This window comes from Pseudoalteromonas shioyasakiensis, assembly GCF_001550135.1.
Classification (GTDB): domain Bacteria; phylum Pseudomonadota; class Gammaproteobacteria; order Enterobacterales; family Alteromonadaceae; genus Pseudoalteromonas; species Pseudoalteromonas shioyasakiensis.
This window is the reverse complement of sequence record NZ_LRUE01000018.1, coordinates 1-23533: the sequence shown is the minus strand read 5'-3', so window position 1 is coordinate 23533 and position 23533 is coordinate 1. Positions and strand designations below refer to the sequence as shown.

Sequence of the window (23533 nt, the reverse complement as noted above, 5' to 3'; positions counted from 1 at the left end):
TGGTGATGATCCGTGTATATGCACCCGCTTCAATCGGGAATTTTGCTGTCGGCTTTGATGCGCTAGGTGCCGCGCTGGCACCTATCGATGGTACGTTATTAGGTGATGTTGTAGAGGTGAGTGCCGCTGAGCAAGATACTTTTGTATGCTCAGGCGACTATGCCCATAAACTGCCTGCTAATGCTGAAGAAAACTTGGCTTATCAATGTTTAATTCATTTTAAAGAACACGTTGCACCGACAATGCCAGCGGTAAAACTTGAGCTTAAAAAGAACCTACCAATTGGCTCAGGTTTAGGTTCAAGTGCTTGTTCTGTTGTGGCTGCGTTTGCTGCCCTTGATAAATTTGCCGAAACCAACTTATCTCAAGAGCAACTTATCGAGTTGATGGCTGATTTTGAAGCCATTGTTAGTGGCGGCCGTCATTACGATAACATCACGCCGTGTTATTTAGGTGGTTTGCAATTAACTGGTGAACTCATTCCGAACAAGTCAATTTCGTTACCCGTTGATAATCAATGGTATTACGTAGCGGCTTTTCCAGGTTTTTCACTGAATACTGCAAAAGCGCGTTCGGTATTGCCAACGCAATTATCAATGCACGACAGTGTTGAGTTTGCACAGCGACTGTCTGCATTTAGCAGCTTATTGCTAACAGGTCGTTTTGATGCTGCGTTATCAATTATGACAGATGAAATCGCTGAGCCACATCGCGCACCATTAATCCAAGGTTTTGCTGAAGCTAAAAGTGCCTTGCCAGAGCTTGGCGCAGAGATTGTCAGTATTTCTGGTGCTGGCCCAACATTATTTACCGTGTGTAAGAGTCTTGAAGCTGCTCAAAAGTGTGCAGCTTGGCTGAATGATAATTACGTAAATGAACAAGGTTTCAGCCACATCTGTAAACTTGATCAGCTTGGCACACGACAGCTTTAAAGAATTTAAGGAATAAACATGCAATTACATAATTTAAAAGATGAAACACAACAGGTGTCGTTTGTTGAAGCGGTAAAAACGGGGTTAGGGCGTAACCAAGGGGTGTTTTTCCCTGAAAGCCTAACGCCAATTCAAGACATTGATGCGTTACTTGATTTAGACTTTGTTAGCCGAAGCAGTAAGATTTTATCGCACCTAATTGGCGATGAACTACCTGCCGATACCGTTGCACAGATGGTACAAAATGCATTTAACTTTGATGTGAAATTGGTTGAAGTAGAAAAAGATATTTATTGCTTAGAGCTATTTCATGGCCCAACGCTTGCGTTTAAAGACTTTGGCGGCCGTTTTATGGCTGAGTGTCTTGCACAATTTAACCAAGGCGAAAAAGTCACTATTTTAACAGCAACATCAGGTGACACAGGGGCTGCAGTTGCTCATGCATTTTATAATAAGCCAAATATCGATGTCGTGATTTTATACCCGAAAGGTAAAATTTCACTAGCGCAGCAAAAGCTATTTACAACGTTAGGCAATAACATTCATTGCTATGCTGTTGATGGTAGCTTTGATGATTGCCAAAGCATGGTAAAGCAAGCTTTCTTAGACGATGAAGTTAAACAAAAGCTAGGTCTAAATTCTGCTAATTCAATCAACATCAGTCGTTTAGTTGCACAGGTTTGCTATTACTTTGAAGCCATTGCTCAATTACCTAAAGAGCAGCGTAGTAAAGCGCATATCTCAGTACCAAGTGGTAACTTTGGTAATGTGTGCGCTGCGATGATCGGTGCTGTGCTTGGTATGCCAGTAGCGAAACTAAGTGCTACAACTAACCAAAACGACACTGTGCCACGTTTCTTACAAAGCAAAGAGTGGGCACCGAATGACACGCTTGAATCGTTATCGAACGCTATGGATGTGAGTAAACCGAATAACTGGCCACGTGTTCAGTTTATGTTGGATAACAAATGGTTTAGCTATGATGACTTTTATTCAAGCTGTGTTGGTGAAGAAGAAACAAAAGAGGTGATGAAAAAAATTCATCAAACGGGTTACATCGCAGAGCCTCATACTGCAATTGCTTATCAAGGCTTGAAAGAAAATCTAGCAGATGGCAGTGCAGGTATCTTTTTAGCGACTGCACACCCTGCTAAATTTAAAGACAGTGTAGAAGAAATTTTAGACATCGAACTGCCTATGCCAAAACCGCTCGCTGATGCGCTAGCAAATGAGTGCTTGGCTGAAGATATTAAGTTTGATTATCAATTGCTTCGAACTGAGCTGTTAAATAAATTAGCATAACCTTGATTATAGAGCGGCTAAGCCGCTCTTTTTTATGCAGTCTTTTAATAAAGCCCTCAATGAAGTAACGAATGGCTATGACGGTTTAAAATCCGCATGCTTAGAATGACCCCTGCCGAGATACACAGCAAAATACTGATCACCGAAACGAGTTCATTTTGCGTCCATTGCATCAAGGTGAATGCCGAAATAAAAATGATAAAAGGTTTAAATTCATAGTAATAGCGACGTTTTCTTTGCTTGACTCGCTGGCTTGAATGATCGGTTCTTCTGGCTTCAGAACGCATCCGCCAAATGTTAGCACCTAATAAAAATAAGATTACGCCGATTAATGTAGGCACATAATTATTGGCTAATGTGATACAACTGATGCCGAGAAAAAAGTATCCGTAGGGGACTAATTCGTATATTGGTTTAGCTAACATGTACTTATACCATCCTTGATATTGACTAGTTATATAAGCTTAGTTTGCCCTAATAAAAACGCAATTTAACAGTGCGATTTTTTGTTTAAGTAACATTTTAAATATCTATGAAATATTTTAAATTTATAAATTTTTGTTATGTATCAATAAAAAAATATCATTATTAAAACACTGTGAAATAAATTCAATCCCTGTTTAAATATGTTCATCTTTACAAGATAGGCAAAAGTGCGTTTTAAGCGTACAATACAGCCTTTAAAAAACACCATACACGTTGCCTTAGGAGACCCCATGTTAGAACGTAGCATGAATATTTCGGATTTCGATCCAGAGTTATTTGCAGCCATCAATAAAGAGACGGCTCGTCAAGAAGAGCACATCGAACTGATCGCGTCTGAAAACTACTGTAGCCCACGCGTACTTGAAGCGCAGGGTTCTCAGCTTACCAACAAATATGCTGAAGGTTACCCAGGCAAACGTTACTATGGCGGTTGTGAGCATGTTGACGTTGTTGAGCAATTAGCAATTGACCGTGCAAACGAATTATTCGGCACAGATTACGCTAACGTTCAACCACATGCGGGTTCACAAGCAAACGCAGCTGTTTTCCAAGCTCTTCTTCAGCCGCACGATACAGTACTAGGTATGAGCTTAGCTCATGGTGGTCACTTAACTCACGGCTCACACGTTAACTTTTCTGGTAAAACGTACAATGCAATTCAATACGGCCTAAACGACGAAACTGGCGAAATTGATTACGCTCAAGTTGAAGCACTTGCATTAGAGCACAAGCCAAAAATGATCATCGCTGGTTTCTCTGCATACTCAGGCGTTGTTGACTGGGCTAAATTCCGTGAAATCGCTGATAAAGTAGGTGCATATTTATTCGTAGATATGGCTCACGTTGCTGGCCTTATCGCAGCAGGTGTATACCCAAGCCCAATCCCTCACGCACACGTTGTTACAACAACAACTCACAAAACATTAGCAGGTCCTCGTGGCGGTCTAATCGTTTCAGCATGTGGTGATGAAGAGATCTACAAAAAGCTAAACAGCGCTGTTTTCCCTGGCGGTCAAGGTGGTCCTTTATGCCACATCATCGCTGCTAAAGCAGTTGCTTTCAAAGAAGCATTACAGCCAGAATTTAAAGCGTACCAAGCACAAGTTGTTAAGAACGCACAAGCGATGGTTGAAGTACTGCAAGAGCGTGGCTACAAAGTTGTTTCTGGTAAAACAGACAACCACTTATTCCTTCTTGACCTAATCGATAAAGATATCACAGGTAAAGATGCTGACGCTGCACTAGGTAACGCAAACATCACTGTAAACAAAAACTCAGTACCAAACGACCCACGTTCACCGTTTGTAACGTCTGGTCTTCGTATTGGTTCTCCGGCTATTACTCGCCGTGGTTTCAAAGAAGCTGAGTCAAAAGAGCTTGCTGGCTGGATCTGTGACGTACTAGACAACATCAACGATGAGTCTGTACAAGCAGAAGTAAAAGAGAAAGTTAAAGCTATCTGTAAAAAATTACCAGTTTACGCTTAATTACGGGTTAAACCGTAATTAAGATAACAATAGCGTTGTTTTTTGCTATTATAAAGGCCGCTTACTAAGCGGCCTTTTTTTGTTTTTTATAAACGGAAGTTGAACCCTATGCATTGCCCTTTTTGCACCGCAAAAGATACTAAAGTAATTGATTCTCGACTAGTTGGCGGTGGTCACCAAGTGAGACGTCGACGTGAATGTAACGAATGCCATGAGCGCTTTACCACCTTTGAGGGCGCTGAGCTGGTGATGCCAAGAGTCATCAAGCAAGATGGTAGCCGCGAACCATTCAATGAAGACAAGTTACTGAATGGCTTGCATCGCGCTTTAGAGAAACGCCCAGTGAGCACTGAGCAGGTCGACGAAGTCGTTAACATCATTAAATCTCAACTTCGTGCTACGGGTGAGCGTGAAATCTCTAGTCATTTAATTGGCGAGTGCATCATGGAGTCACTAAAGAAACTCGACAAAGTAGCCTATGTGCGCTTTGCATCGGTTTATCGTTCATTTGAAGATATTCGCGAGTTTGGTGAAGAAATCGCTCGTTTAGGTGATTAATCATGTCGTTTACAGAGCTTGATACGGCTTACATGGCGCGTGCCATTGAGCTTGCTAAACAAGGTCGTTTTACTACGACGCCAAACCCGAATGTTGGCTGTGTTTTGGTTAAAGATGGCGAAATAGTCGGTGAAGGGTTTCATCAAATCGCAGGGCAGGGCCATGCTGAAGTGAATGCCTTGGCTGTAGCTGGCGACAACGCGAAAGGCGCCACTGCATATGTGACTTTAGAGCCTTGTAGTCATTATGGACGCACCCCGCCTTGTGCCGAAGGTTTAAAAGCCGCGGGTGTTAGCAAGGTCATTGCCGCTATGGTTGACCCAAACCCTGCGGTGAGTGGTCGCGGCCTACAAATTTTAGCTGACGCCGGTATTAGCGTTGCATCTGGTTTACTTGAGCAACAAGCGCGCGATTTAAATAAAGGTTTTTTAAAGCGTATGGAATCTGGATTGCCATATGTGACTTGTAAAATGGCATGTAGTTTAGATGGTAAAACCGCGCTAAATAACGGCCAAAGTAAATGGATAACAGGCCCTAAAGCGCGCCAAGATGTGCAAGCATTTCGTGCGCAAAGCTGTGCTATCCTAACCGGTGCAGACACCGTTATTACTGATAATGCCAAACTTAATGTCCGTGTTGATGAGTTGCCATTTACCATGCCAACCTCGTTGCCTTTGCGCCAACCAACCCGAATCATTATTGACTCACAAAACAGGTTAACGCCTGAGCTTACGTTATTCAGCATCGAGAGCCCGGTGATAATTTTTACCACTTCGCTTGATAATCACACCAAGTGGCCTCACTTTGTTAAACACGAAGTGGTGCCAGCAAATAACAATAAAGTTGATTTATCGGCGGTTTTAAAGCGTCTTGCTGAACTACAATTTAATCATATTTGGCTCGAAGCGGGTGCAACCCTTGCTGGGGTGTTCGCAGAGCAAGATTTAATTGACGAATACATTGTTTATATTGCCCCTAAGTTAATAGGTGATATGGGCAAAAGCTTACTAAACTTTGCAGAAGTCACCATGATGAGTGATATCACTGAACTGACCTTTACTGATACAGTGATGATTGGCGATGATATTCGCTTAACAGCGATAAAAGCAAAGCAAGCCACAGACATTGAAAATAAAGAGTAGCACTATGTTTACTGGAATTATTGAAGCAACAGGTAAAATTGTTGAACTAACACAAAAGCAAGGTGATCTAGCTATTCGTATTCAAAGCCCTAATTTGGATATGAAAGACGTCAAGCTCGGTGACAGTATTGCCACCAATGGTGTGTGTTTAACGGTTGTCGCTAAACATAGCGATGGTTTTAGTGCTGACTTATCAAACGAAACAATCAGCTTAACTGGGTTTGCACATTATAAAAAAGGTCAAACAGTTAACCTCGAAAAAGCCATGCAACCGGTTTCTCGCTTAGGTGGGCACTTAGTGTCAGGCCATGTTGATGGTATTGCGACTGTCGAAAGTATTAGTCCCAATGCTCGTGCAACCGAGTACTGGTTAAGCACAGACAATGATTTAATGAAGTACATTCCGTACAAAGGTTCGGTGTGTATTGATGGCATTAGCTTAACCGTTAACGAGGTTGAGCAAAATCGCTTTAAGCTGACGATTGTTCCGCATACCGCAGAGCAAACAACGATTGCAGAATTTCAGGTGGGGACTCAGGTGAACTTAGAAGTTGACCAGATTGCTCGCTATTTAGAGCGCCTAATTAAAGGCGCTGAACAACCTTCCCGTTCAGACATATCAATGAGCTTGCTAGCACAAGCTGGCTTTATTAAATAAGCAAAGATACGTCACTATTAATCATACTCTCATGGGCACATTATGAATTTACACAGCGCGCAAGAAATTATCGATGACATTAAAGCCGGTAAAATGGTTATTTTAATGGACGATGAAGACCGAGAAAATGAAGGCGATTTAATCATCGCAGCAGAGCACATTAGTGCTGATGCTATCAACTTTATGGCAACACATGGCCGTGGTTTAATTTGTTTAACAATGACACAAGAGCGTTGTCAGCAGTTAGAATTACCACTTATGGTGAAAAATAACGGTGCTGCTTTTTCAACTAACTTCACAATGTCAATTGAAGCGGCGAAAGGTGTAACTACAGGTATTTCAGCGGCCGACCGCGCACGTACTGTTCAAGCCGCAATCGCTAAAGGTGCCGTGCCGAGCGATATCGTTCAGCCAGGACATATTTTCCCTATTATGGCGCAGCCTGGTGGCGTGTTAACACGTGCAGGTCATACTGAAGCAGGTTGTGATTTAGCGCGTTTAGCGGGTCTTGAGGCGTCATCTGTGATTGTTGAAATCTTAAACCCAGATGGCACCATGGCGCGTCGCCCAGATCTTGAAGTATTTGCTAAAGAGCATGACTTAAAGATTGGCACCATTGCAGATTTAATCGAATACCGAAACCTAAACGAAACCACCATTGAGCGCGTTGCTAAATGTAAACTGCCAACAGATCACGGTGAGTTTGATTTAGTGACCTACAAAGACACCATTGATGGTCAGCTTCACTATGTTTTACAAAAAGGTGAAGTATCGAAAGACGAGCCAACGTTAGTACGTGTTCACTTACAAAGTACCTTTAACGATATCCTATTATCAGATAGAAGTGCTGATCGTAGCTGGGGCTTATCAGATGCTATGGCTTATATCGCTGAGCACAACGGTGTGCTGGTTATCTTGGGTAAACAAGAGTCAACAGAAGATCTAGAAGCAACCGTTAAAGCCTTTGCCGCTGAAGATGCTGGCGAAAATGTCAGTCATCGTAAATTCCAAGGTACATCGCGTACTGTGGGTGTGGGCTCGCAGATTTTAGCTGATTTAGGTATTGAAAAGATGCGCTTAATGAGCCGTCCTAAGAAGTACCATGCGTTATCTGGTTTCCACTTAGAAGTGGTTGACTACGTTGAGCCCCAGTCTTAATTAGGGAAAACAGATTTACTAGGCTACTTTTATATTTTTGTGGTATTATGCGCCGTAATTTTTGCGCAATCGCAACCGCTTAAACTTATTTTTTAGGGTTATTAAATGAAAATTATTGAAGGTAACAAATACGCACCGGGCAAAAAATTTGCCATTGTCATTTCTCGCTTTAATGACTTTATTGGTAGCAGCCTATTAGCAGGTGCTGTTGATGAGCTTAAGCGCACAGGTGGCGTATCTGAAGACGACATTACAGTTGTTTACGTACCAGGTGCCGTTGAATTACCTTTAGCAGCGAAACGCGTTGCAGCAAAGAAAGAACACGATGCAATCATCGCTTTAGGCGTAGTGATCAGAGGTGGTACACCACACTTTGATTTAGTCGCTGGCGAATCAAACAAAGGTCTTGCGCAAGTATCTCTTGAGTATGATATCCCGGTTGCATTTGGCGTATTAACCACTGAAAGCATTGAGCAAGCAATTGAGCGCGCAGGTACCAAAATGGGTAACAAAGGCGGCGAAGCTGCTTTAGGTGCGCTTGAAATGGTTAATGTGTTAGACAAAATTTAAGTTTAAGGAATCTCTGTGAAACCAGCAGCAAGACGTAAAGCACGTATCTTAGCACTTCAAGCCGTATACTCTTGGCAGTTAAGCGGTAACCCAATTGCTGATATTGAACAGCAAATGTTAATTGAAAATGATGTGACTAAGATCGACGTCGAATATTTCAAAGACCTAGCACGCGGTGTTGTTGTTAACTGTAAGCAATTAGATGAAATCGTTGCACCACATTTAGCACGCCCAGCTGATGAGTTAGACATGGTCGAAAAAGCAATTTTACGTCTGTCTGGCTATGAGCTGAAATTCCGTGAAGACGTACCTTACAAAGTGGCAATCAATGAAGGCATTGAGCTTGCTAAGATGTTTGGTGCTGAAGACAGCCATAAGTTTGTCAACGGTGTACTTGATAAAGCAGTGAAAGAACTGCGTAAGTAAGTAACCCCGTAAAGGAGAGCCGGCTTGGGCCGGCTTTTTTGTGTATGAAGGAATTTGAACTAATCAATCGTTACTTTAAGGGGCGTGGCATTATTCGCCGTGATGTGAACCTAGGTATTGGTGACGATTGTGCCTTAGTAACTGTGCCTGAAAACTGTCAATTGGCGGTAACAACAGACACCTTAGTTGCGGGCGTACACTTTTTTGATGACATCTCTGCGCGTGCCCTTGGGCATCGAGCTTTAGCTGTTAACTTAAGTGATCTTGCGGCAATGGGCGCTGAACCTACGTGGATTTCGGTAGGCCTTACGTTGCCTGAAGCAAATATAGAGTGGCTTGAAGAGTTCACTGAAGGCATGCATGAGATTGCAGAGTACTTCAATGTGCAAATTATTGGTGGTGATACCACTCAAGGCCCTTTAACCATTACGATTTGCGCTAAAGGCATCGTGCCTGAAGGCAAAGCACTGCGCCGTAGCGGTGCTAAAGTTGGCGATTGGATTTATGTAACAGGTCCATTAGGAGATGCTGGTGTAGCCATTGAAGCCCGTAAACAAGGCCTCGATATCGCCCCTGAACACTTAAGCTATTTAAATAATCGTTTTGATTATCCGACTCCACGTGTTGCAGCTGGTCAGGTTCTGCGAGGCGCTGCCTCTGCAGCAATTGATATTTCCGATGGATTATTAGCAGACTTAGGCCATATTTTAGCGCTATCGCAAGTTAGTGCGGTGATCAATGTTGATAAAGTGCCTGTTTCTGATGCATTAAATTCGTCGATTCCACGTGCAGAGCAATTTGACTACATTTTAAATTATGGTGACGACTACGAGTTGCTGTTTACTGTGCCAGAAAGCAATAAAAGCATGGTTGATATGAAACTGCGCCAATATGGTGTTGAAGCAAGTTGTATAGGTCAAATTAAAAGTGGCGAAGGTGAGATTGAGCTATTACTTGATGGTGAGCAATTTAATTATCAAGGTAAGGGCTTTCAGCACTTTACGAAGGAGCCGGTTTGAGCAGTAACCGATTATTCAATTTAAAACGCCCACACCAATTTTTTGGTTTGGGTTTTGGCTTAGGCCTTGCCCCTAAAGCACCTGGCACCTTTGGTACCTTTGCTGCCTTGCCATTTATTTTTACTACTATGTACTTTCCGCTGTGGTTACAGATTGTGTTTGCAGTCGTGATCAGTGTATTTGGTATTTGGGCGTGTGGTAAAACAGCAGATGACTTAGGGGTACATGATCATCCAGCCATTGTTTGGGATGAAGTTGCTGGTTATTATATCACCATGATTGGTGCTGCACTGAGTTGGCAGTCACTGTTGGTTGGTTTTTTATTGTTCCGCTTTTTTGATATCGCTAAACCAGGTCCTATCAGAATCCTAGATAGACGTTTACACGGTGGCTTGGGCATCATGGCTGATGATATTTTAGCAGGTATATTTTCATTAATTTGTGTTCAAGCCTTGTTTAAAGCAGGCTATTTGCCTTTTTAAACGATGAGTTAAGTGTTACTTGGTGGCAAGTATATGATGCGATTTCTAGTTGTCTGTTTGTTGATGCTTTGCAGCACGCCTGCGTTTGCATCTATTACTGACTATGTCGTCAAACAGTGGAACATCCAAAATGGCTTGCCATCGCAATCTTTAAAAAGCATTGCTCAAGATGAGCAAGGTTATATGTGGTTGGGCACTCAGTTTGGCTTAAGTCGCTTTGATGGTAACACCTTCACTAACTTCAATACGCAAAACAGCGATTTCCTACCAAGTAATGGTATTAATAAGCTCTTAGTTGATAGTACTGGGTTACTTTGGGTTGGTACCAAAAATGGCTTGGTAACACTTGATCCTAAAACCATGATGTCGCAAACCTTTAATGTTAAAGGTCCGGTTCGCGATATTCTTGAAGACTCCAAAGGCAGTATTTGGATTGCAGCGAATGGCCTTTATTACGTTGCTCGAAATCAAGTCACGCTTAATCAAAACTCCGCACTAATCGTGCCGGTATCTAATGCCACTGCTATTACGCAAATTGTGGGTTCAGTGAGTCAAATGGCATTGTCGCCAGAAGGTATTTGGCTGGTTAATGAGCGTCACTTATTGCGTTTAACCAATACCTCTTCTGACTTTGCAAAGTTACGATTAGAGCTGACTGCCAAAGTTTCATTACCTGAGCGTTTAGCACAAACCATTATTCATGACATGGCTTGGCTAGAAGGGAATTTATACCTTGCCTCCGAGCTGGGTGCTTACTTTCTTGACTTAGATGACGAGCTGCGTCCATTCCCACTGCCAAATGCCAGTAATTCTGCCGTTTATAAGTTTATGAGCGACTCAGATGGGGCGCTTTGGATCTCGACCTATGGCCGATTGTTATTTCGTGATAACTCAGGAGATTGGCAATGGGTTGAGCCAAGCCAGCTCGATCAAAGCATTTGGTTTGCCGATATTTTCCGTGACAATCAAAATAACATTTGGCTGGCAAGCTTCAGTGAAGGCTTATGGCTTGCTCACGAAGGGCGTATTGAACGTCACTCAGCTATCTCAAATATGACCGAAGCGGTGATGGCAATTAGCCAAGCACCTGATGGCAAATTATGGGTGGCTAACCGCAGCGGTGTTGGTTACTTCGATTACAACAAGAATTTTGTAAATCAAATTCCGAGTAACCAGTTTGGTCGAGCAGCAGTGCACGACTTACAGTTTGACGGTGACCGTTTGTACATCGCAACAGGCCGCGGTGTGTTTTATTACGAAAACCAAAACTTGTATACGGTGCCGGGGCGAGCACTGCGCGATAACCCTGTATTCGCAATTAGTCGTTCTAGCAAAGGCGGTTTTTGGCTCGGTACTGGCCGTGGTATGTACCGCTTAAGCTACGGTGGTTTAACACCCTTTGCATACAATGCATTCTTAAGCAGTAAATTTATTACCTATGTTCTTGATGAGCAAAACTTTGGTTTAATTGGCACCAGTAAAGGGGCTTATTACTTTACCGACCGTGGTATTGAAAAAATTGGCGACCAAACCAGCTTAGAAAGTGCCTACGTTACCAGTATTTTGAATATCGAAGGGGTGGGGATATTAATTGGCTCACTTAACGATGGTTTATTTTATCGCAGTACCAAAGGTCAGTGGCGTCAGTTAGATGCGACAGATGGTCTGCCGTATGGCTCTATTTTTAGTCTTGTTTACGATAAGCAATTAAAACGTATCTGGGTCAGTACCATGAAGGGTGTATACCGCATGCCAGTCGAGCAGTTTGGTACTGATATCGAGAGCTTAAAAGTAGAACAAGTGATCTCATCGTTCGACCGTCAACTTGATGGTAAAGCAAGTCAGTGTTGTGCAGGCCTTGGCCATGATGCTGTAGCAGATACCGGTAACTCTATTTGGTACCCAAGTCTACAAGGTGTGGTAGAAATACCAAAGAGCGTTGAGCTTTTTGGTGTACAAGCACTTAAGCCTCGCATTGAAAGCTTGATCACGCCGCTTCGTCATTTAAGTACCGCTACTTTAGGCAGTAAGCCAGAGCTACAAATTGATGAACGCGATGTAACGTTAAAATACACTGCGATTGATTATTATGCCCCTTCAAGTATCGAGTTCCGTTACCGTTTAAGTGGCTTAGACAGTGACTGGCGTTATGCCAATACTCGTCGTGAGGCAATCTATACCAACTTACCGCCGGGTTCGTTTTTATTCCAACTTGAAGCAAAACGCCGTGGTGAAGATTGGCAAAAAGCACGTCGCACTGAGTACAGCTTTGTAGTGCCGCGCCGTTTTGATGAGACTATTTATTTTAGACTCTTAATTACTAGTAGCTTTATTTTACTGTTCTACCTTGTATTTTGGGTATTTAGAGCGCAAGAGAAACGTAAGCAATTAGCCCTTGAAAGCTTAGTAACAGAACGTACCGTAGAGCTTCGAGAAGCTAACGATAAGCTTAACCAAGTGAACTCACAGCTTAAGCTAGTAAGTCACTCAGATGAGCTTACAGGCCTACGTAGCCGACGCTTCTTGTTTGATCAGCTCCCTAAAGATATCGAACACTTCCAGCGTAACTCGCAGTCATTGCAAGCGCAGGGTAAGTCGCTCGTTCTATTGATAATTAACTTTGATAACTTCAGTCGCATTAATGATGCATATGGCCCGCTCGCCGGCGATAGCTGCTTACAGCAAATGGCGACTTTATTGAATAGTCGTACTCAAGGTTCTGACTATGTTGCACGCTGGAGTGGCGATGAGTTTTTACTCTTACTACGTGATTTCAAACGCACAGCAATAGACAATTATGTGGCCGATTTATGTGAAGCAATTGCAGCAAACCCATTTAGATTACCGAATGGAGAATCGACCACTATTACTGCGTCGGTTGGCTGGTCTTTCTATCCTTTACCTTTATTAGGTGGCCAAGTTATTGGTTGGGAAACCTCAGTTAACCTTGCTGATATTGCATTGCATCAAGTTAAAAAGCGCGGTGGTGATGGTGTAGCAAACATTACCTTTGACGAGCAATTAGATGCCTTTGAGTTCGAACAAAGCCACAATGTTGATCAGCAGCTTAGTGCACTACAAGCTAATGGCTTAGCCGATATTAAAATTTGGATGCGCTAGCGATTAAAAAAGGAGCCTTAAGGCTCCTTTATAGTGAATGCTGTTTGGCTTAAGCCATGAACTCTTTGATGCTAGTTAAGATACCACTTGCATCTAGGCCCATTTCGGCGTGCATTTCATCTTGCGTACCATGCTTTATGAACTCATCTGGAATACCTAAGTTTAAGATAGTCACATCGGCTTTGATTGCGGCTAAGTATTCATTCACAGCAGAACCTGCACCGCCAGCAATGGCGTTGTCTTCTAGGGTAACAATGACATCATGGCTGCCGAGTAATTCACTGATAGCATCAGTATCAAGAGGCTTAATAAAGCGCATATCAATGACTGTTGCGTTAAGCTCTTCTGCAGCTACTTTGGCGTTCTCTAACAGCGTACCAAACGACAAGATGGCCACTTTATTACCTTGTTTGATACTACGCGCTTTACCGATTTCAATCGCGCTCATAGTCGATTCAACCTCACACGTGCCGGCACTACCACGTGGGTAACGAACAGCAACAGGTTGATTGCATTGGTAGCCAGTGTAAAGCATTTGGCGGCACTCGTTAGTGTCGCTAGGCGCCATGATGATCATATTAGGAATACAGCGCATAAAGCTTAAGTCATAGGCACCTTGGTGAGTTTCACCATCAGCACCAACAATACCAGCACGGTCAATAGCAAATAAAACAGGTAAGTTTTGTAATGCTACATCGTGGATAAGTTGGTCGTACGCACGTTGTAAAAAGCTTGAATAAATAGCAACAACAGGCTTCAACCCTTCACAAGCAAGGCCAGCTGCAAGCGTTACAGCATGTTGCTCAGCAATTGCTACATCAAAGTATTGCGCTGGGTACTCTTTAGAAAAACGTACCATGCCTGAGCCTTCACGCATCGCAGGGGTAATTGCCATTAGCTTGTCGTCTTGAGCTGCCATATCGCATAACCAGTCACCAAACACATTTGAGAATGTGGCAGCGCCAGGTTTAGATTTTGGTAATTTTGACATGCTAGGATCAAATTTTGGTACGCCGTGGTAACCAATTGGATCCGCTTCGGCAGGTTTATAACCTTTACCTTTTTGCGTTTTAATATGTAGTAATTGCGGGCCTTTAAGGTTACGCATATTACGTAAGGTATCTACCATCATATTAACGTCATGACCATCAATTGGGCCGATGTAATTAAGGCCTAACTCTTCAAAGAAAGTACCTGGAATGACCATACCTTTTAAGTGTTCTTCCATGCGGCTGGCAAGTTCTTTCACTGGCGGTAAACCAGAAAGTAGTTTTTTACTGCCTTCACGAATATTGGTGTAGAAGCTACCAGACAAGATACGGGCAAAGTGATTGTTTAGTGCACCTACGTTTTCTGAAATCGACATTTCATTATCGTTTAAGATAATTAACACGTTAGGGTTAACATCACCCATGTGGTTCATCGCTTCAAATGCCATACCAGCAGTGATCGCACCATCGCCAATAACAGCAACAGTTTTACGATCTTTACCTTCTTTTTCGGCAGCAATGGCCATACCCAAGGCAGCTGAAATAGAGGTGCTCGAATGGCCAACACTAAATGTATCGTAAGGGCTTTCTTCACGGAATGGGAAAGGGTGCAAACCGTCTTTTTGACGAATAGTATGCATTTGGTCACGACGACCCGTTAAGATTTTGTGCGGGTATGCTTGATGACCCACATCCCATACTAAACGATCTTCAGGAGTGTTATAAACATAATGCAGCGCAACGGTTAGTTCAACAGTGCCTAAACCTGATGCTAGATGACCACTACTTTGCGAAACTGAATTAAGTAGGTATTCGCGTAACTCTTTACTAAACGCAGGTAACTTGTCTTGCGCTAAATCACGCAGTTGTGCTGGTTCGTCAACCAAACTTAATAATGGATACTTGCTACTATCAAGTGTCATGATTTTTTATACATCCTTCGCTAACCAGAGTGCATTATAGCCCATTGCTGCTCTGATTTTTTAGTTATTTTGTCTTTCTTTTTTAGGCATTAATAATTACGTTCAACGATATAGCTAGCAAGGCTCGCCAGTTCGCTGGTGTCATAATCAATTGCCTCAAGAGCTTGATGAGCTTGAGCTAGTAAATCTTGCGCTTTTTGCTTTGCACCAGCCATACCTAATAAAGCAGGGTAAGTTGCTTTATTAGCCGCAATATCTGAGCCTTGTGGCTTACCTAATGTTTCAGTATCAGCTTCTACATCAAGGATATCGTCTTGTACCTGAAAAGCTAGCCCTATTGCTTGGCCAAATAGGTTTAATTGTGCGAGAGTATGTTCATCACAGCTTTTTGCACTCAATGCACCGAGTGTAATAGCACAATTAAGCAAGGCGCCTGTTTTTAGCTGATGAATGCGCTCTAACTGCGCAACGGTAATTTCTTTATCGGTCGCTTCAATATCCAGTGCTTGCCCACCTACCATACCTTCAATACCTGAGGCTTTGCTTAATGAGGCAATCATTTTTACTTGCTGGCTCGCAGGAACGGCAAATTGATGGTTGGCAATTAAATCAAATGCCAGCGTTTGTAATGCATCGCCCGCGAGTATGGCTTGCGCTTCGCCATAAACAATATGACAAGTAGGGCGGCCACGTCTTAAGTCATCATCATCCATGGCTGGTAAGTCATCATGGACTAAAGAGTAGCTATGAATACACTCAATAGCGGCAGCAAGAATATCAAGATCGGTCTTGTCTGCGCCCATCATTCGACCCGTTGCGTATACAAGATAAGGACGTAAGCGCTTACCACCATTTAAAACACCGTAATGGGTGGCTTCTTTGATGGTTTTTTCGGTATTAAGTGGTAGTTCGAAATAGCGATTTAAATGTGCCTCAACGTCTTCACGAGCGCGTTGTAGTTGTTCTTTTAATTGCACTTAATTAGTCCAAGTTTGAATCAAAATTGCTAAGAGGAGCTTGGCTATCGTTACCCATTAAAATGGCAACCTTTTGTTCGGCTTGTTGTAACTTACCAGACGAAGCATTCGCCAGTGCAATGCCGCGTTCAAATTGTTTTAGCGATTGTTCTAGTGACAATTCACCTTGCTCCATTTGTGCAACAATTTGAGATAATTCATCCAGCGCTTCTTCAAAGCTTAAGTTTTCTGGTTTCTTTGTTGCCATTGTGGCCTCGATAGCTGTTAGAAAGTGAGGCCAATTTTAGGGGGAATGCTAAACTAGGTCAAAGAATGATGTGTTTTTTTACGCATAATCCATTTTCAATATGCTATTTTTACGGTTTTAGATACAGCTTAAACTTGTAGCTTAAAAAACTTACATTAAAATAAAATTAATTCATTTAATGATTTAAGTATTTCAACTGCTTGCCGATAAGCAGTTAATAATAAAAATTTGATACCTGAGGGTGTCGTGTAATTGTTCCTCTGGAGGGGTATGTGGATTTAGCAACCATAATAGGTATTCTTGGTGCCATAGGCTTAATTGCTATGTCGATGGTGTTAAGTAGTGACGGCCAAGTTGCAATGTTTTACAACACGCCTTCGGTGGTCATTGTATTTGGTGGTTCGATTTTTATCGTATTATCGAATTTCACTATGGGGCAATTTTTGGGCATAGGTAAAGTCGCTGCAAAAGCCTTTATGTTCAAAATCGAATCTCCAGAAGAATTAATTGAAAAAGCAGTAGAATTAGCTGATTCAGCACGTAAAGGTGGTTTCTTAGCATTAGAAGAAGCCGAAATCCCCAACGGTTTTATGCGCAAAGGGGTCGATATGTTAGTGGATGGTCATGATGCTGATGTTGTTCGTGCCACACTACAAAAAGATATTTCTCTTACAGCTAACCGTCATGAGCTAGGGGCTGGGTTATTCAAATCACTTGCCGATATCGCTCCTGCGATGGGGATGATCGGTACGCTAATCGGTCTGGTTGCTATGTTATCAAACATGGATGACCCAAAAGCAATCGGCCCTGCAATGGCGGTTGCGCTTTTAACAACTCTCTATGGTGCGTTCTTAGCAAACGTTGTTGCTATTCCAATTCAGGTAAAATTAGAGCTACGTAAAGACGAGGAAGCACTTAATCAACGCTTAATTCTCGACGCGGTACTGGGTATTCAAGATGGTCAAAACCCGAAAGTAATTGAAGGTATCTTGAAAAACTACTTAGCTGAATCAAAACGTAAAGTTGATACCGAGGAGTAGGGTATGTCAGATCAAGAGTGCAAATGTCCACCTCCAGGTTTACCCGCCTGGATGGGAACCTTCGCAGATTTAATGTCATTATTAATGTGCTTCTTTGTACTCTTGCTTGCCTTCTCAGAAATGGACGTACTGAAGTTTAAGCAAATTGCCGGCTCCATGAAGTTTGCTTTCGGTGTACAAAATAAAATTGAAGTAAAAGATATTCCAAAAGGAACCTCGGTCATTGCCATGGAGTTCACTCCGGGTAAACCTGAACCCACTCCTATTGAAACGATTCAACAACAAACTGTAGAAATGACGCAACAAATGCTTGAGTTTCAGGCTGGCGACGAAAGCTCTGCCGGTGGTCGTCAAGAACAGCGCGGTAATAAACGTGGTGGTGAATCGCAAAGTACGGCTCAGCAACAAGCGTTGGAGCAGTCAATTTCAGCAGCTGATCAAGAACAAACAAATGAACTTGTGAAGAAAATTGCCCAGCAATTAGAACAGCAAATTATGGATGGTGCAATTGAGCTTGAGTCATTAGGCCAGCAAATTATTATTCGTATTCGTGAGAATGGCTCATTTCCATCAGGTAGTGCTTTTTTACAGCCAAAATTTAAACCTATTATTCGTGATATTGCTACGCTGTTAAAAGATGTGCCGGGTGAAATAACCGTGTCAGGTCACACTGATGACTTCCAAGTATCGAATGAGCTTTATACTAATAATTGGGATTTATCATCAAAACGTGCGGTGGCAGTTGCCAGTGAAATGGAAAAAGCGCCAGGTTTTGATAAATCTCGTATGATGGTGGTAGGTCACGCAGAAACAAGGCCCCTTGTACCGAATGTGACCGATGAAGATCGCAAGCGTAATCGCCGTGTTGAAATCTCTATTATGCAAGGTAAAGCACACGAGTCTGACCCTATTGATGTAAGGCAATAAATCAATTAAAGTGAAACTTCATTAACACATGTAATGGAGTATAAAAATGAAAAAAGTTGATAAATATAGCTATATGCCTGGCAATGGTGATGGCGGTGATGACGATAAAACTGATTAAGGCACTGCATTTTGCCTGATTGGTTTGTAGAAATTAGAGTTATATTAAGCAATAGCTGGGTGTTCATTTTGAGCCCGGCTATTATTATTTTTTATCTTCGTAAAGATTGGCCCGCTTTTTATTTCTCTATCATTACTGCTGCTTTTTTCCTTTATGGAACTCTTATTTATTCTGCTTTAAGAGAGTTTGATGATATCTATATCTGGCGCTATGTAGTCTGGGCTTTTAATGATATTGCTTGGATGGCAATCATTGCTTACTTAGGTATTAAAGATAAAGTCTACTTATGGCAAAGTGTTTTAGGGCAGTTGGTTGTGATAATGGCGCCCATTTTACAGTTGTTCCGTTTAGTTGACCGCCACCTTTGGGATTTGTCTTACAGCACCTACATGTACAAGACCCTGCTACCGCTAATCAATATTGGTACTGTGGTCGTATGTTACCTACCGCTTATCTACCTCTTTACTCGACGAAGCCAGCAAGCATAATGCGTTTCTTCGTTAAAAATCCTGTGCTAGACTACTGTTTATAAAAACAGTATTTAGTGTTGCGTTATGAAACTTTACATTGCCGAAAAACCATCCTTGGCGCGAGCCATTGCAGATGCACTGCCAAAACCACAAAAAAAGCATGATGGCTATATAGAGCTAGGTAATGGTGATTGTGTCTCATGGTGTATTGGTCATTTGCTTGAACAAGCAGAACCCGATGACTATGATGCAAGTTTTAAAAAGTGGCGGTTTGAGCATTTACCTATCGTGCCTGAGCAATGGCAATTAAAACCTAAAGCAAAAACACGTAAACAACTCACTGTATTAAAAAAGCTAATCAAGCAGGCTAGTACAATAGTTCATGCTGGCGATCCTGATCGCGAAGGCCAGCTATTGGTTGATGAAGTGATCGAACAGGTTAAACTTAGCCAAGCCAAAAAACAGCAAATTCAACGACTCTTAATTAGCGACTTAAACTTAAGTGCAGTTAAAAAAGCGCTGAATAATTTAAAATCGAATCGCGATTTTATTCCATTGAGTGTATCTGCTTTAGCTCGCTCACGTGCCGATTGGCTATTTGGCATGAATTTAACTCGCGCTTATACGCTTGCTGGGCAAAAAGCTGGGTTTGGTAATGTGTTATCTGTTGGGCGTGTTCAAACTCCTATTTTAGGTCTAGTTGTAAATCGTGATAATGAAATAGCTAACTTTGTAGCGAAACCTTTTTATGAAGTATTAGCTCATCTTGAAACTCAGCAGCAGCAAGTATTTTCTGCAAAGTGGCAGCCAAGTAAAGCATGTGAACCTTATCAAGATGATGAAGGGCGGGTATTACATAGAGGGCTTGCTGAAAATGTAGTGTCACGCATAACTAATCAACCGGCTAAAATAGTTGAGCTTGAGCAAAAGCAAAAAAAGCAACAAGCGCCGTTACCTTATAACTTATCTGCTTTGCAAATTGACGCGGCAAAAGCGTTTTCTATGCCTGCACAAAAAGTGCTAGATACCTGTCAAAGCTTGTATGAGCGCCATAAATTAATTACGTATCCTCGTTCAGATAACCGCTATTTACCAAAAGAGCATCATAAAGATGCAGCGAGTATTATTGCTGCCATCGCCAATAATGAAGGTCAAGCAAGTGAAGCTTGCAAGCAAGCTGATACCAGTAAGCGGAGTAAATGTTTTAATGACAGCAAAGTTGCAGCTCACCACGCTATTGTTCCTACCGAAAAACAGCTTCGCTCAGCATCATTAAATAGTGATGAACAAAAAATCTATCGCTTGATCTGCCGTCATTATTTAATTCAGTTTTATCCAGACTATATATTTAACGAAACTAAAGTAACGGTTGAAATTGCGGGTGGGCTTTTTAAAGCTGCTGCTAAGCAAGATGTTAGTTTAGGCTTTAAAACATTAATGGGCAAAACAGAGTCAAAAGATGAGCAAACCTTACCGCCACTTGAAAAAGGTCAGCCGCTGCATTGCAATCAAGGTGAAGTGGTAGACAAAATGACGACACCGCCAGCGCATTTTACTGATGCTACCTTATTGAGTGCTATGACAGGCATCAGCCGCTATGTGAAAGACTCAGAAATTAAAAAGATCCTCAAAGAAACCGACGGCTTAGGCACTGAGGCTACACGGGCTGGTATTCTTGAGCTTTTATTTAAACGCCGCTTTTTAGAGCGTCAGGGTAAAAACATTCTAGCTACCGCAACAGGCAAAGCTCTCATAAGTACATTGCCAGAGCAGCTTGCTAGCCCTGACTTAACAGCTAAGTGGGAAGCATCGTTAGGGAGTATAGCTGAGCAACATATGAGTTATCAGCAATTTTTAACGCCATTGTTGGCAGAGTTACATGCTTTAGTTGAGCAAGCCAAGCAGTGCGACAGCCAAGTCTTTGCCCAGTTACCAAAAACGCCGCAAAAGCGACGTTTTAAAAGAAAAGCTAAGCCCAGAGCTAAGTCAGCCTAAACTATTTTTTGTTGAATAGGGCAACCGCAGCATTACTCATCGCTGTAATCCCAGTAGGAAGCGCCTTTTTGTAATCAGGTGCAAACTTACTAGAGTGTAATGAAGGTAATGTTGCGCCAGATTGCATTGCTGCATCATATTGACTCGGTTCAACACCGCCTAACCAAAACAAAGTAATTGGCACGTGCTGTTCTGTACGACCGTATAGGCCAAAGTCTTCACCAGCCATTACAGCTTCAGTTTCAAGTACATTGTCTTCACCAATAGCATTAGCAATTGCTGAACGCACTAGGTTGGTTTGAGCTGGATTGTTATAAGTCGAAGGAATTGACTCATCTTCATGCACATATACTTCAGGTGCTAAGCTTTCATCAAGTCCTGCACTTAATGCAATACCTTTAGAAATTCGTTTAATCGCTGCGATTTGTTGTAAGCGAACTTCAGGGTTATAACTACGCAATGTAAGTTGTAGTTTTACTTCATCAGAAATCACATTGTGTTTAGAGCCACCATGAATTGAGCCAACGGTGATCACTGACGGTTCAAGTGGTGACAATTCGCGACTAGTAATAGTTTGCAGTGCCAACACAATACGTGAAGCAATCACAACAGGGTCGATTGTTGTATGTGGATAGGCACCGTGACCGCCTTTACCCTTTACAGTAATATCAACAGAGTCAACACTTGCCATCGTATATTCAGTTTTCATGCTAACTTTACCAGCAGGAACACTCGCACTTACATGTAAACCAATAACATGGTCTGGAGTAGGGTACTTAGTAAAAAGCCCTTCTTTAAGCATTGCTTTTGCACCACCGCCTACTTCCTCTGCTGGTTGTGCGACCATCATTAGCGTACCTTGCCACTGATCTTTATGTGTCATTAACTGTTGTGCTGTGCCAATAAATGAACTCATGTGAATATCATGACCACAACCATGCATTACGCCAACTGTTGCACCAGCATCATTTGTAACAGTCACTTTAGAGGCGTAAGGTTTTCCTGTTTGCTCAACAATTGGTAATCCATCAGTATCTGTGCGGATCATTACTGTAGGGCCATCACCGTTTTCATAAATACCAACAACGCCATAACCACCTACATTATCTGTAACAGTAAAGCCCAGTTGTTTTAATTGCTTTGCTAGCTTTTGACCAGTTTCTTTTTCGTGGTAAGACAGCTCGGGAGATTGATGTAAATCTAAATAAAGCTTTTCAATCTCAGGCATAGTTTTTTTGAGATTTAAATCGAGCGTTGTTGCTTGTGCGAATGGACTAAGAAGTAATAAAGCTGCAGAAATAGCAGATAATTTCATAATGACCTCGACCCGTGGGGCTTGTAATTGTTATGTTTGCCACTATATAAAAACCTAAATACTTATATAGTGCAATCGATCAAATGAATAATATGATAAAACTTACCCAGCAAAATTTGCAGCAAGCACTGGGTGAAACGTCCGCTGAAAAGCTAGTGCTACTTACTTTTTACTCTGCGCAAAACCCAGAATGTCATCAGCAAGCTGCAATTTTAGAGAAAATAGCAAATGAGTATGGTGAGCATTTATTAGTAGCGACATTAGATTGTGATGTTGAGCAAGCCCTTGCAGGGCAACTTGCGCAGCAAATTGGTTTACAAGCATTACCTACGCTTGTGATGTTAAAAGATTCAGCGCCTGTTGATATGTTACCGGGTGCTCAAACAGAGCAGCAAATTCGCGATGCGCTAGCCAAACATTTACCAGCTCAACACGAGTTATTACTAGAGCAAGCTAAGCAAGCGTTAATAAATCAAGATTTAAATAATGCTTTTAACTATGCAAAGCAGGCTTATGAGCTTGATCCAAACCATACACGTATAAAGTTAGTTTTAGCTGATATCTGTATTCAAATTCATAAATTAGAAGATGCACAAGCATTATTAGATTCGGTTGCAGAAAACGAACGTGATGCGTATTTCACAAATATTCAAACAAAGTGTGAACAAGCATTAGCTGCAACAGATTCACCTGAAATAAAAGCACTGCAGGATAAAGTTGAAAAATACCCAAATGATTTAGAGATAAAAGTAGAACTAAGTAATGCTCTTAATAGTGCGGGTCGTAAAGAAGAAGCTTTAGAGATGTTATTTAATGTACTTGAAAAAGATCTTAACTACGCAGATGCAAAACCAACCTATCTAGAAATTATCGCTTCTTTACCTGATGGCGATGCCTTGGCATCTAAGTATCGTCGTAAGTTATATAGTATCTTGTACTAATTAAGAGTTGATTGATAAAAGCGCCACTAAAAATAGTGGCGCTTTTTTTATTTAAAAACTTGCGTATTACCTATTTTCGATAATACTTAAGATCCTCTCGAGAAAAGTTGACTGTATTTTGTACAGTAAACTGTGTTTTTTACTGCCTTTAGCTTGTTTTTTGCGCGAAAGGTAAGTTTTTAGTAGTTTTCTACAAAAAGTGCTTGCGTTAATTCTTCGCATCCCTATAATGCGCATCCACTGACACGGCG

At 41.9% G+C, this 23533-nt stretch carries 22 protein-coding genes; 17 read left to right on the top strand and 5 right to left on the bottom strand.

What is annotated here, in order from left to right:
• Positions 1-5 precede the first annotated feature (5 nt).
• Together thrB and thrC are read left to right on the top strand one after the other, a co-directional pair.
• A complete protein-coding gene (gene thrB, locus PASHI_RS13980; RefSeq protein ID WP_062566082.1) occupies positions 6-932 on the top strand; it encodes a homoserine kinase in 927 nt (308 codons plus the stop codon).
• An 18-nt stretch (positions 933-950) separates the two neighbouring features.
• Complete coding sequence (gene thrC, locus PASHI_RS13975) at positions 951-2234, top strand: threonine synthase (RefSeq protein WP_062566081.1); 1284 nt, start codon at positions 951-953, stop codon at positions 2232-2234.
• A gap of 56 nt (positions 2235-2290) precedes the next feature.
• Here thrC and PASHI_RS22020 read toward each other — a convergent pair whose 3' ends face one another.
• Entirely contained in the window at positions 2291-2659 is a 369-nt protein-coding gene (locus PASHI_RS22020) for a hypothetical protein (protein WP_130166844.1), read from the bottom strand.
• A gap of 291 nt (positions 2660-2950) precedes the next feature.
• On the opposite strand from PASHI_RS22020, the gene glyA reads away from it, so the two are divergent.
• The 10 genes from glyA to PASHI_RS13925 all read left to right on the top strand — a co-directional run bounded on the left by glyA (position 2951) and on the right by PASHI_RS13925 (position 13340).
• Positions 2951-4207, top strand: a complete 1257-nt coding sequence (gene glyA / locus PASHI_RS13970; protein ID WP_054562665.1) for a serine hydroxymethyltransferase — start codon at positions 2951-2953, stop codon at positions 4205-4207.
• Between the two features lie 108 nt (positions 4208-4315).
• The gene (nrdR, locus tag PASHI_RS13965) at positions 4316-4765 is read left to right on the top strand and encodes a transcriptional regulator NrdR (protein WP_054552576.1); all 450 of its coding nucleotides are present in this window, start codon (positions 4316-4318) and stop codon (positions 4763-4765) included.
• 2 nt (positions 4766-4767) lie between these two features.
• Positions 4768-5907 (top strand): bifunctional diaminohydroxyphosphoribosylaminopyrimidine deaminase/5-amino-6-(5-phosphoribosylamino)uracil reductase RibD, encoded by a 1140-nt coding sequence (gene ribD, locus PASHI_RS13960; protein ID WP_062566080.1) that lies wholly within the window; start codon positions 4768-4770, stop codon positions 5905-5907.
• Between the two features lie 4 nt (positions 5908-5911).
• Positions 5912-6565: a riboflavin synthase gene (locus tag PASHI_RS13955; protein WP_054562663.1), complete on the top strand. Its 654-nt coding sequence runs from the start codon at positions 5912-5914 to the stop codon at positions 6563-6565.
• Positions 6566-6607: 42 nt separating this feature from the next.
• The gene (gene ribBA, locus PASHI_RS13950; RefSeq protein ID WP_062566079.1) at positions 6608-7723 is read left to right on the top strand and encodes a bifunctional 3,4-dihydroxy-2-butanone-4-phosphate synthase/GTP cyclohydrolase II; all 1116 of its coding nucleotides are present in this window, start codon (positions 6608-6610) and stop codon (positions 7721-7723) included.
• A 105-nt stretch (positions 7724-7828) separates the two neighbouring features.
• Complete coding sequence (gene ribH / locus PASHI_RS13945; protein WP_054562661.1) at positions 7829-8293, top strand: 6,7-dimethyl-8-ribityllumazine synthase; 465 nt, start codon at positions 7829-7831, stop codon at positions 8291-8293.
• A 15-nt stretch (positions 8294-8308) separates the two neighbouring features.
• The gene (gene nusB / locus PASHI_RS13940; protein ID WP_054552571.1) at positions 8309-8719 is read left to right on the top strand and encodes a transcription antitermination factor NusB; all 411 of its coding nucleotides are present in this window, start codon (positions 8309-8311) and stop codon (positions 8717-8719) included.
• A 44-nt stretch (positions 8720-8763) separates the two neighbouring features.
• Complete coding sequence (gene thiL, locus PASHI_RS13935) at positions 8764-9738, top strand: thiamine-phosphate kinase (protein WP_062566078.1); 975 nt, start codon at positions 8764-8766, stop codon at positions 9736-9738.
• Positions 9735-10220, top strand: coding sequence for a phosphatidylglycerophosphatase A family protein (locus tag PASHI_RS13930; RefSeq protein ID WP_062566077.1), 486 nt, complete (start codon positions 9735-9737; stop codon positions 10218-10220). The genes thiL and PASHI_RS13930 overlap by 4 nt, the downstream gene beginning before the upstream one ends.
• A gap of 33 nt (positions 10221-10253) precedes the next feature.
• Positions 10254-13340 carry a ligand-binding sensor domain-containing diguanylate cyclase gene (locus PASHI_RS13925; RefSeq protein ID WP_062566187.1) on the top strand — a complete coding sequence of 1029 codons (3087 nt, stop codon included), beginning with the start codon at positions 10254-10256 and terminating at the stop codon, positions 13338-13340.
• 49 nt (positions 13341-13389) lie between these two features.
• Here PASHI_RS13925 and dxs read toward each other — a convergent pair whose 3' ends face one another.
• The 3 genes from dxs to xseB form a co-directional block, all read right to left on the bottom strand.
• Positions 13390-15252, bottom strand: coding sequence for a 1-deoxy-D-xylulose-5-phosphate synthase (gene dxs, locus PASHI_RS13920; protein WP_062566076.1), 1863 nt, complete (start codon positions 15250-15252; stop codon positions 13390-13392).
• Positions 15253-15341: 89 nt separating this feature from the next.
• A complete protein-coding gene (gene ispA / locus PASHI_RS13915) occupies positions 15342-16229 on the bottom strand; it encodes a (2E,6E)-farnesyl diphosphate synthase (protein ID WP_055021990.1) in 888 nt (295 codons plus the stop codon).
• 4 nt (positions 16230-16233) lie between these two features.
• Entirely contained in the window at positions 16234-16476 is a 243-nt protein-coding gene (xseB, locus tag PASHI_RS13910) for an exodeoxyribonuclease VII small subunit (RefSeq protein WP_054552565.1), read from the bottom strand.
• A gap of 272 nt (positions 16477-16748) precedes the next feature.
• Between xseB and pomA the strand changes: the two genes are divergently transcribed.
• From pomA to PASHI_RS13890, 4 genes are all read left to right on the top strand, one after another.
• On the top strand, positions 16749-17516 hold the full coding sequence (gene pomA / locus PASHI_RS13905; RefSeq protein ID WP_054552564.1) for a flagellar motor protein PomA: 768 nt from the start codon (positions 16749-16751) through the stop codon (positions 17514-17516).
• Positions 17517-17519: 3 nt separating this feature from the next.
• Positions 17520-18443 carry a flagellar motor protein MotB gene (locus PASHI_RS13900; protein WP_054562656.1) on the top strand — a complete coding sequence of 308 codons (924 nt, stop codon included), beginning with the start codon at positions 17520-17522 and terminating at the stop codon, positions 18441-18443.
• A 129-nt stretch (positions 18444-18572) separates the two neighbouring features.
• Positions 18573-19049: a hypothetical protein gene (locus PASHI_RS13895; protein WP_054562655.1), complete on the top strand. Its 477-nt coding sequence runs from the start codon at positions 18573-18575 to the stop codon at positions 19047-19049.
• A 66-nt stretch (positions 19050-19115) separates the two neighbouring features.
• Positions 19116-21026 carry a DNA topoisomerase III gene (locus PASHI_RS13890; protein ID WP_062566075.1) on the top strand — a complete coding sequence of 637 codons (1911 nt, stop codon included), beginning with the start codon at positions 19116-19118 and terminating at the stop codon, positions 21024-21026.
• Position 21027: 1 nt separating this feature from the next.
• On the opposite strand, the gene PASHI_RS13885 is transcribed toward PASHI_RS13890, so the two are convergent.
• The gene (locus PASHI_RS13885; protein WP_062566074.1) at positions 21028-22341 is read right to left on the bottom strand and encodes a M20 metallopeptidase family protein; all 1314 of its coding nucleotides are present in this window, start codon (positions 22339-22341) and stop codon (positions 21028-21030) included.
• An 83-nt stretch (positions 22342-22424) separates the two neighbouring features.
• Between PASHI_RS13885 and PASHI_RS13880 the strand changes: the two genes are divergently transcribed.
• On the top strand, positions 22425-23282 hold the full coding sequence (locus PASHI_RS13880) for a tetratricopeptide repeat protein (RefSeq protein ID WP_062566073.1): 858 nt from the start codon (positions 22425-22427) through the stop codon (positions 23280-23282).
• Positions 23283-23533 lie beyond the last annotated feature (251 nt).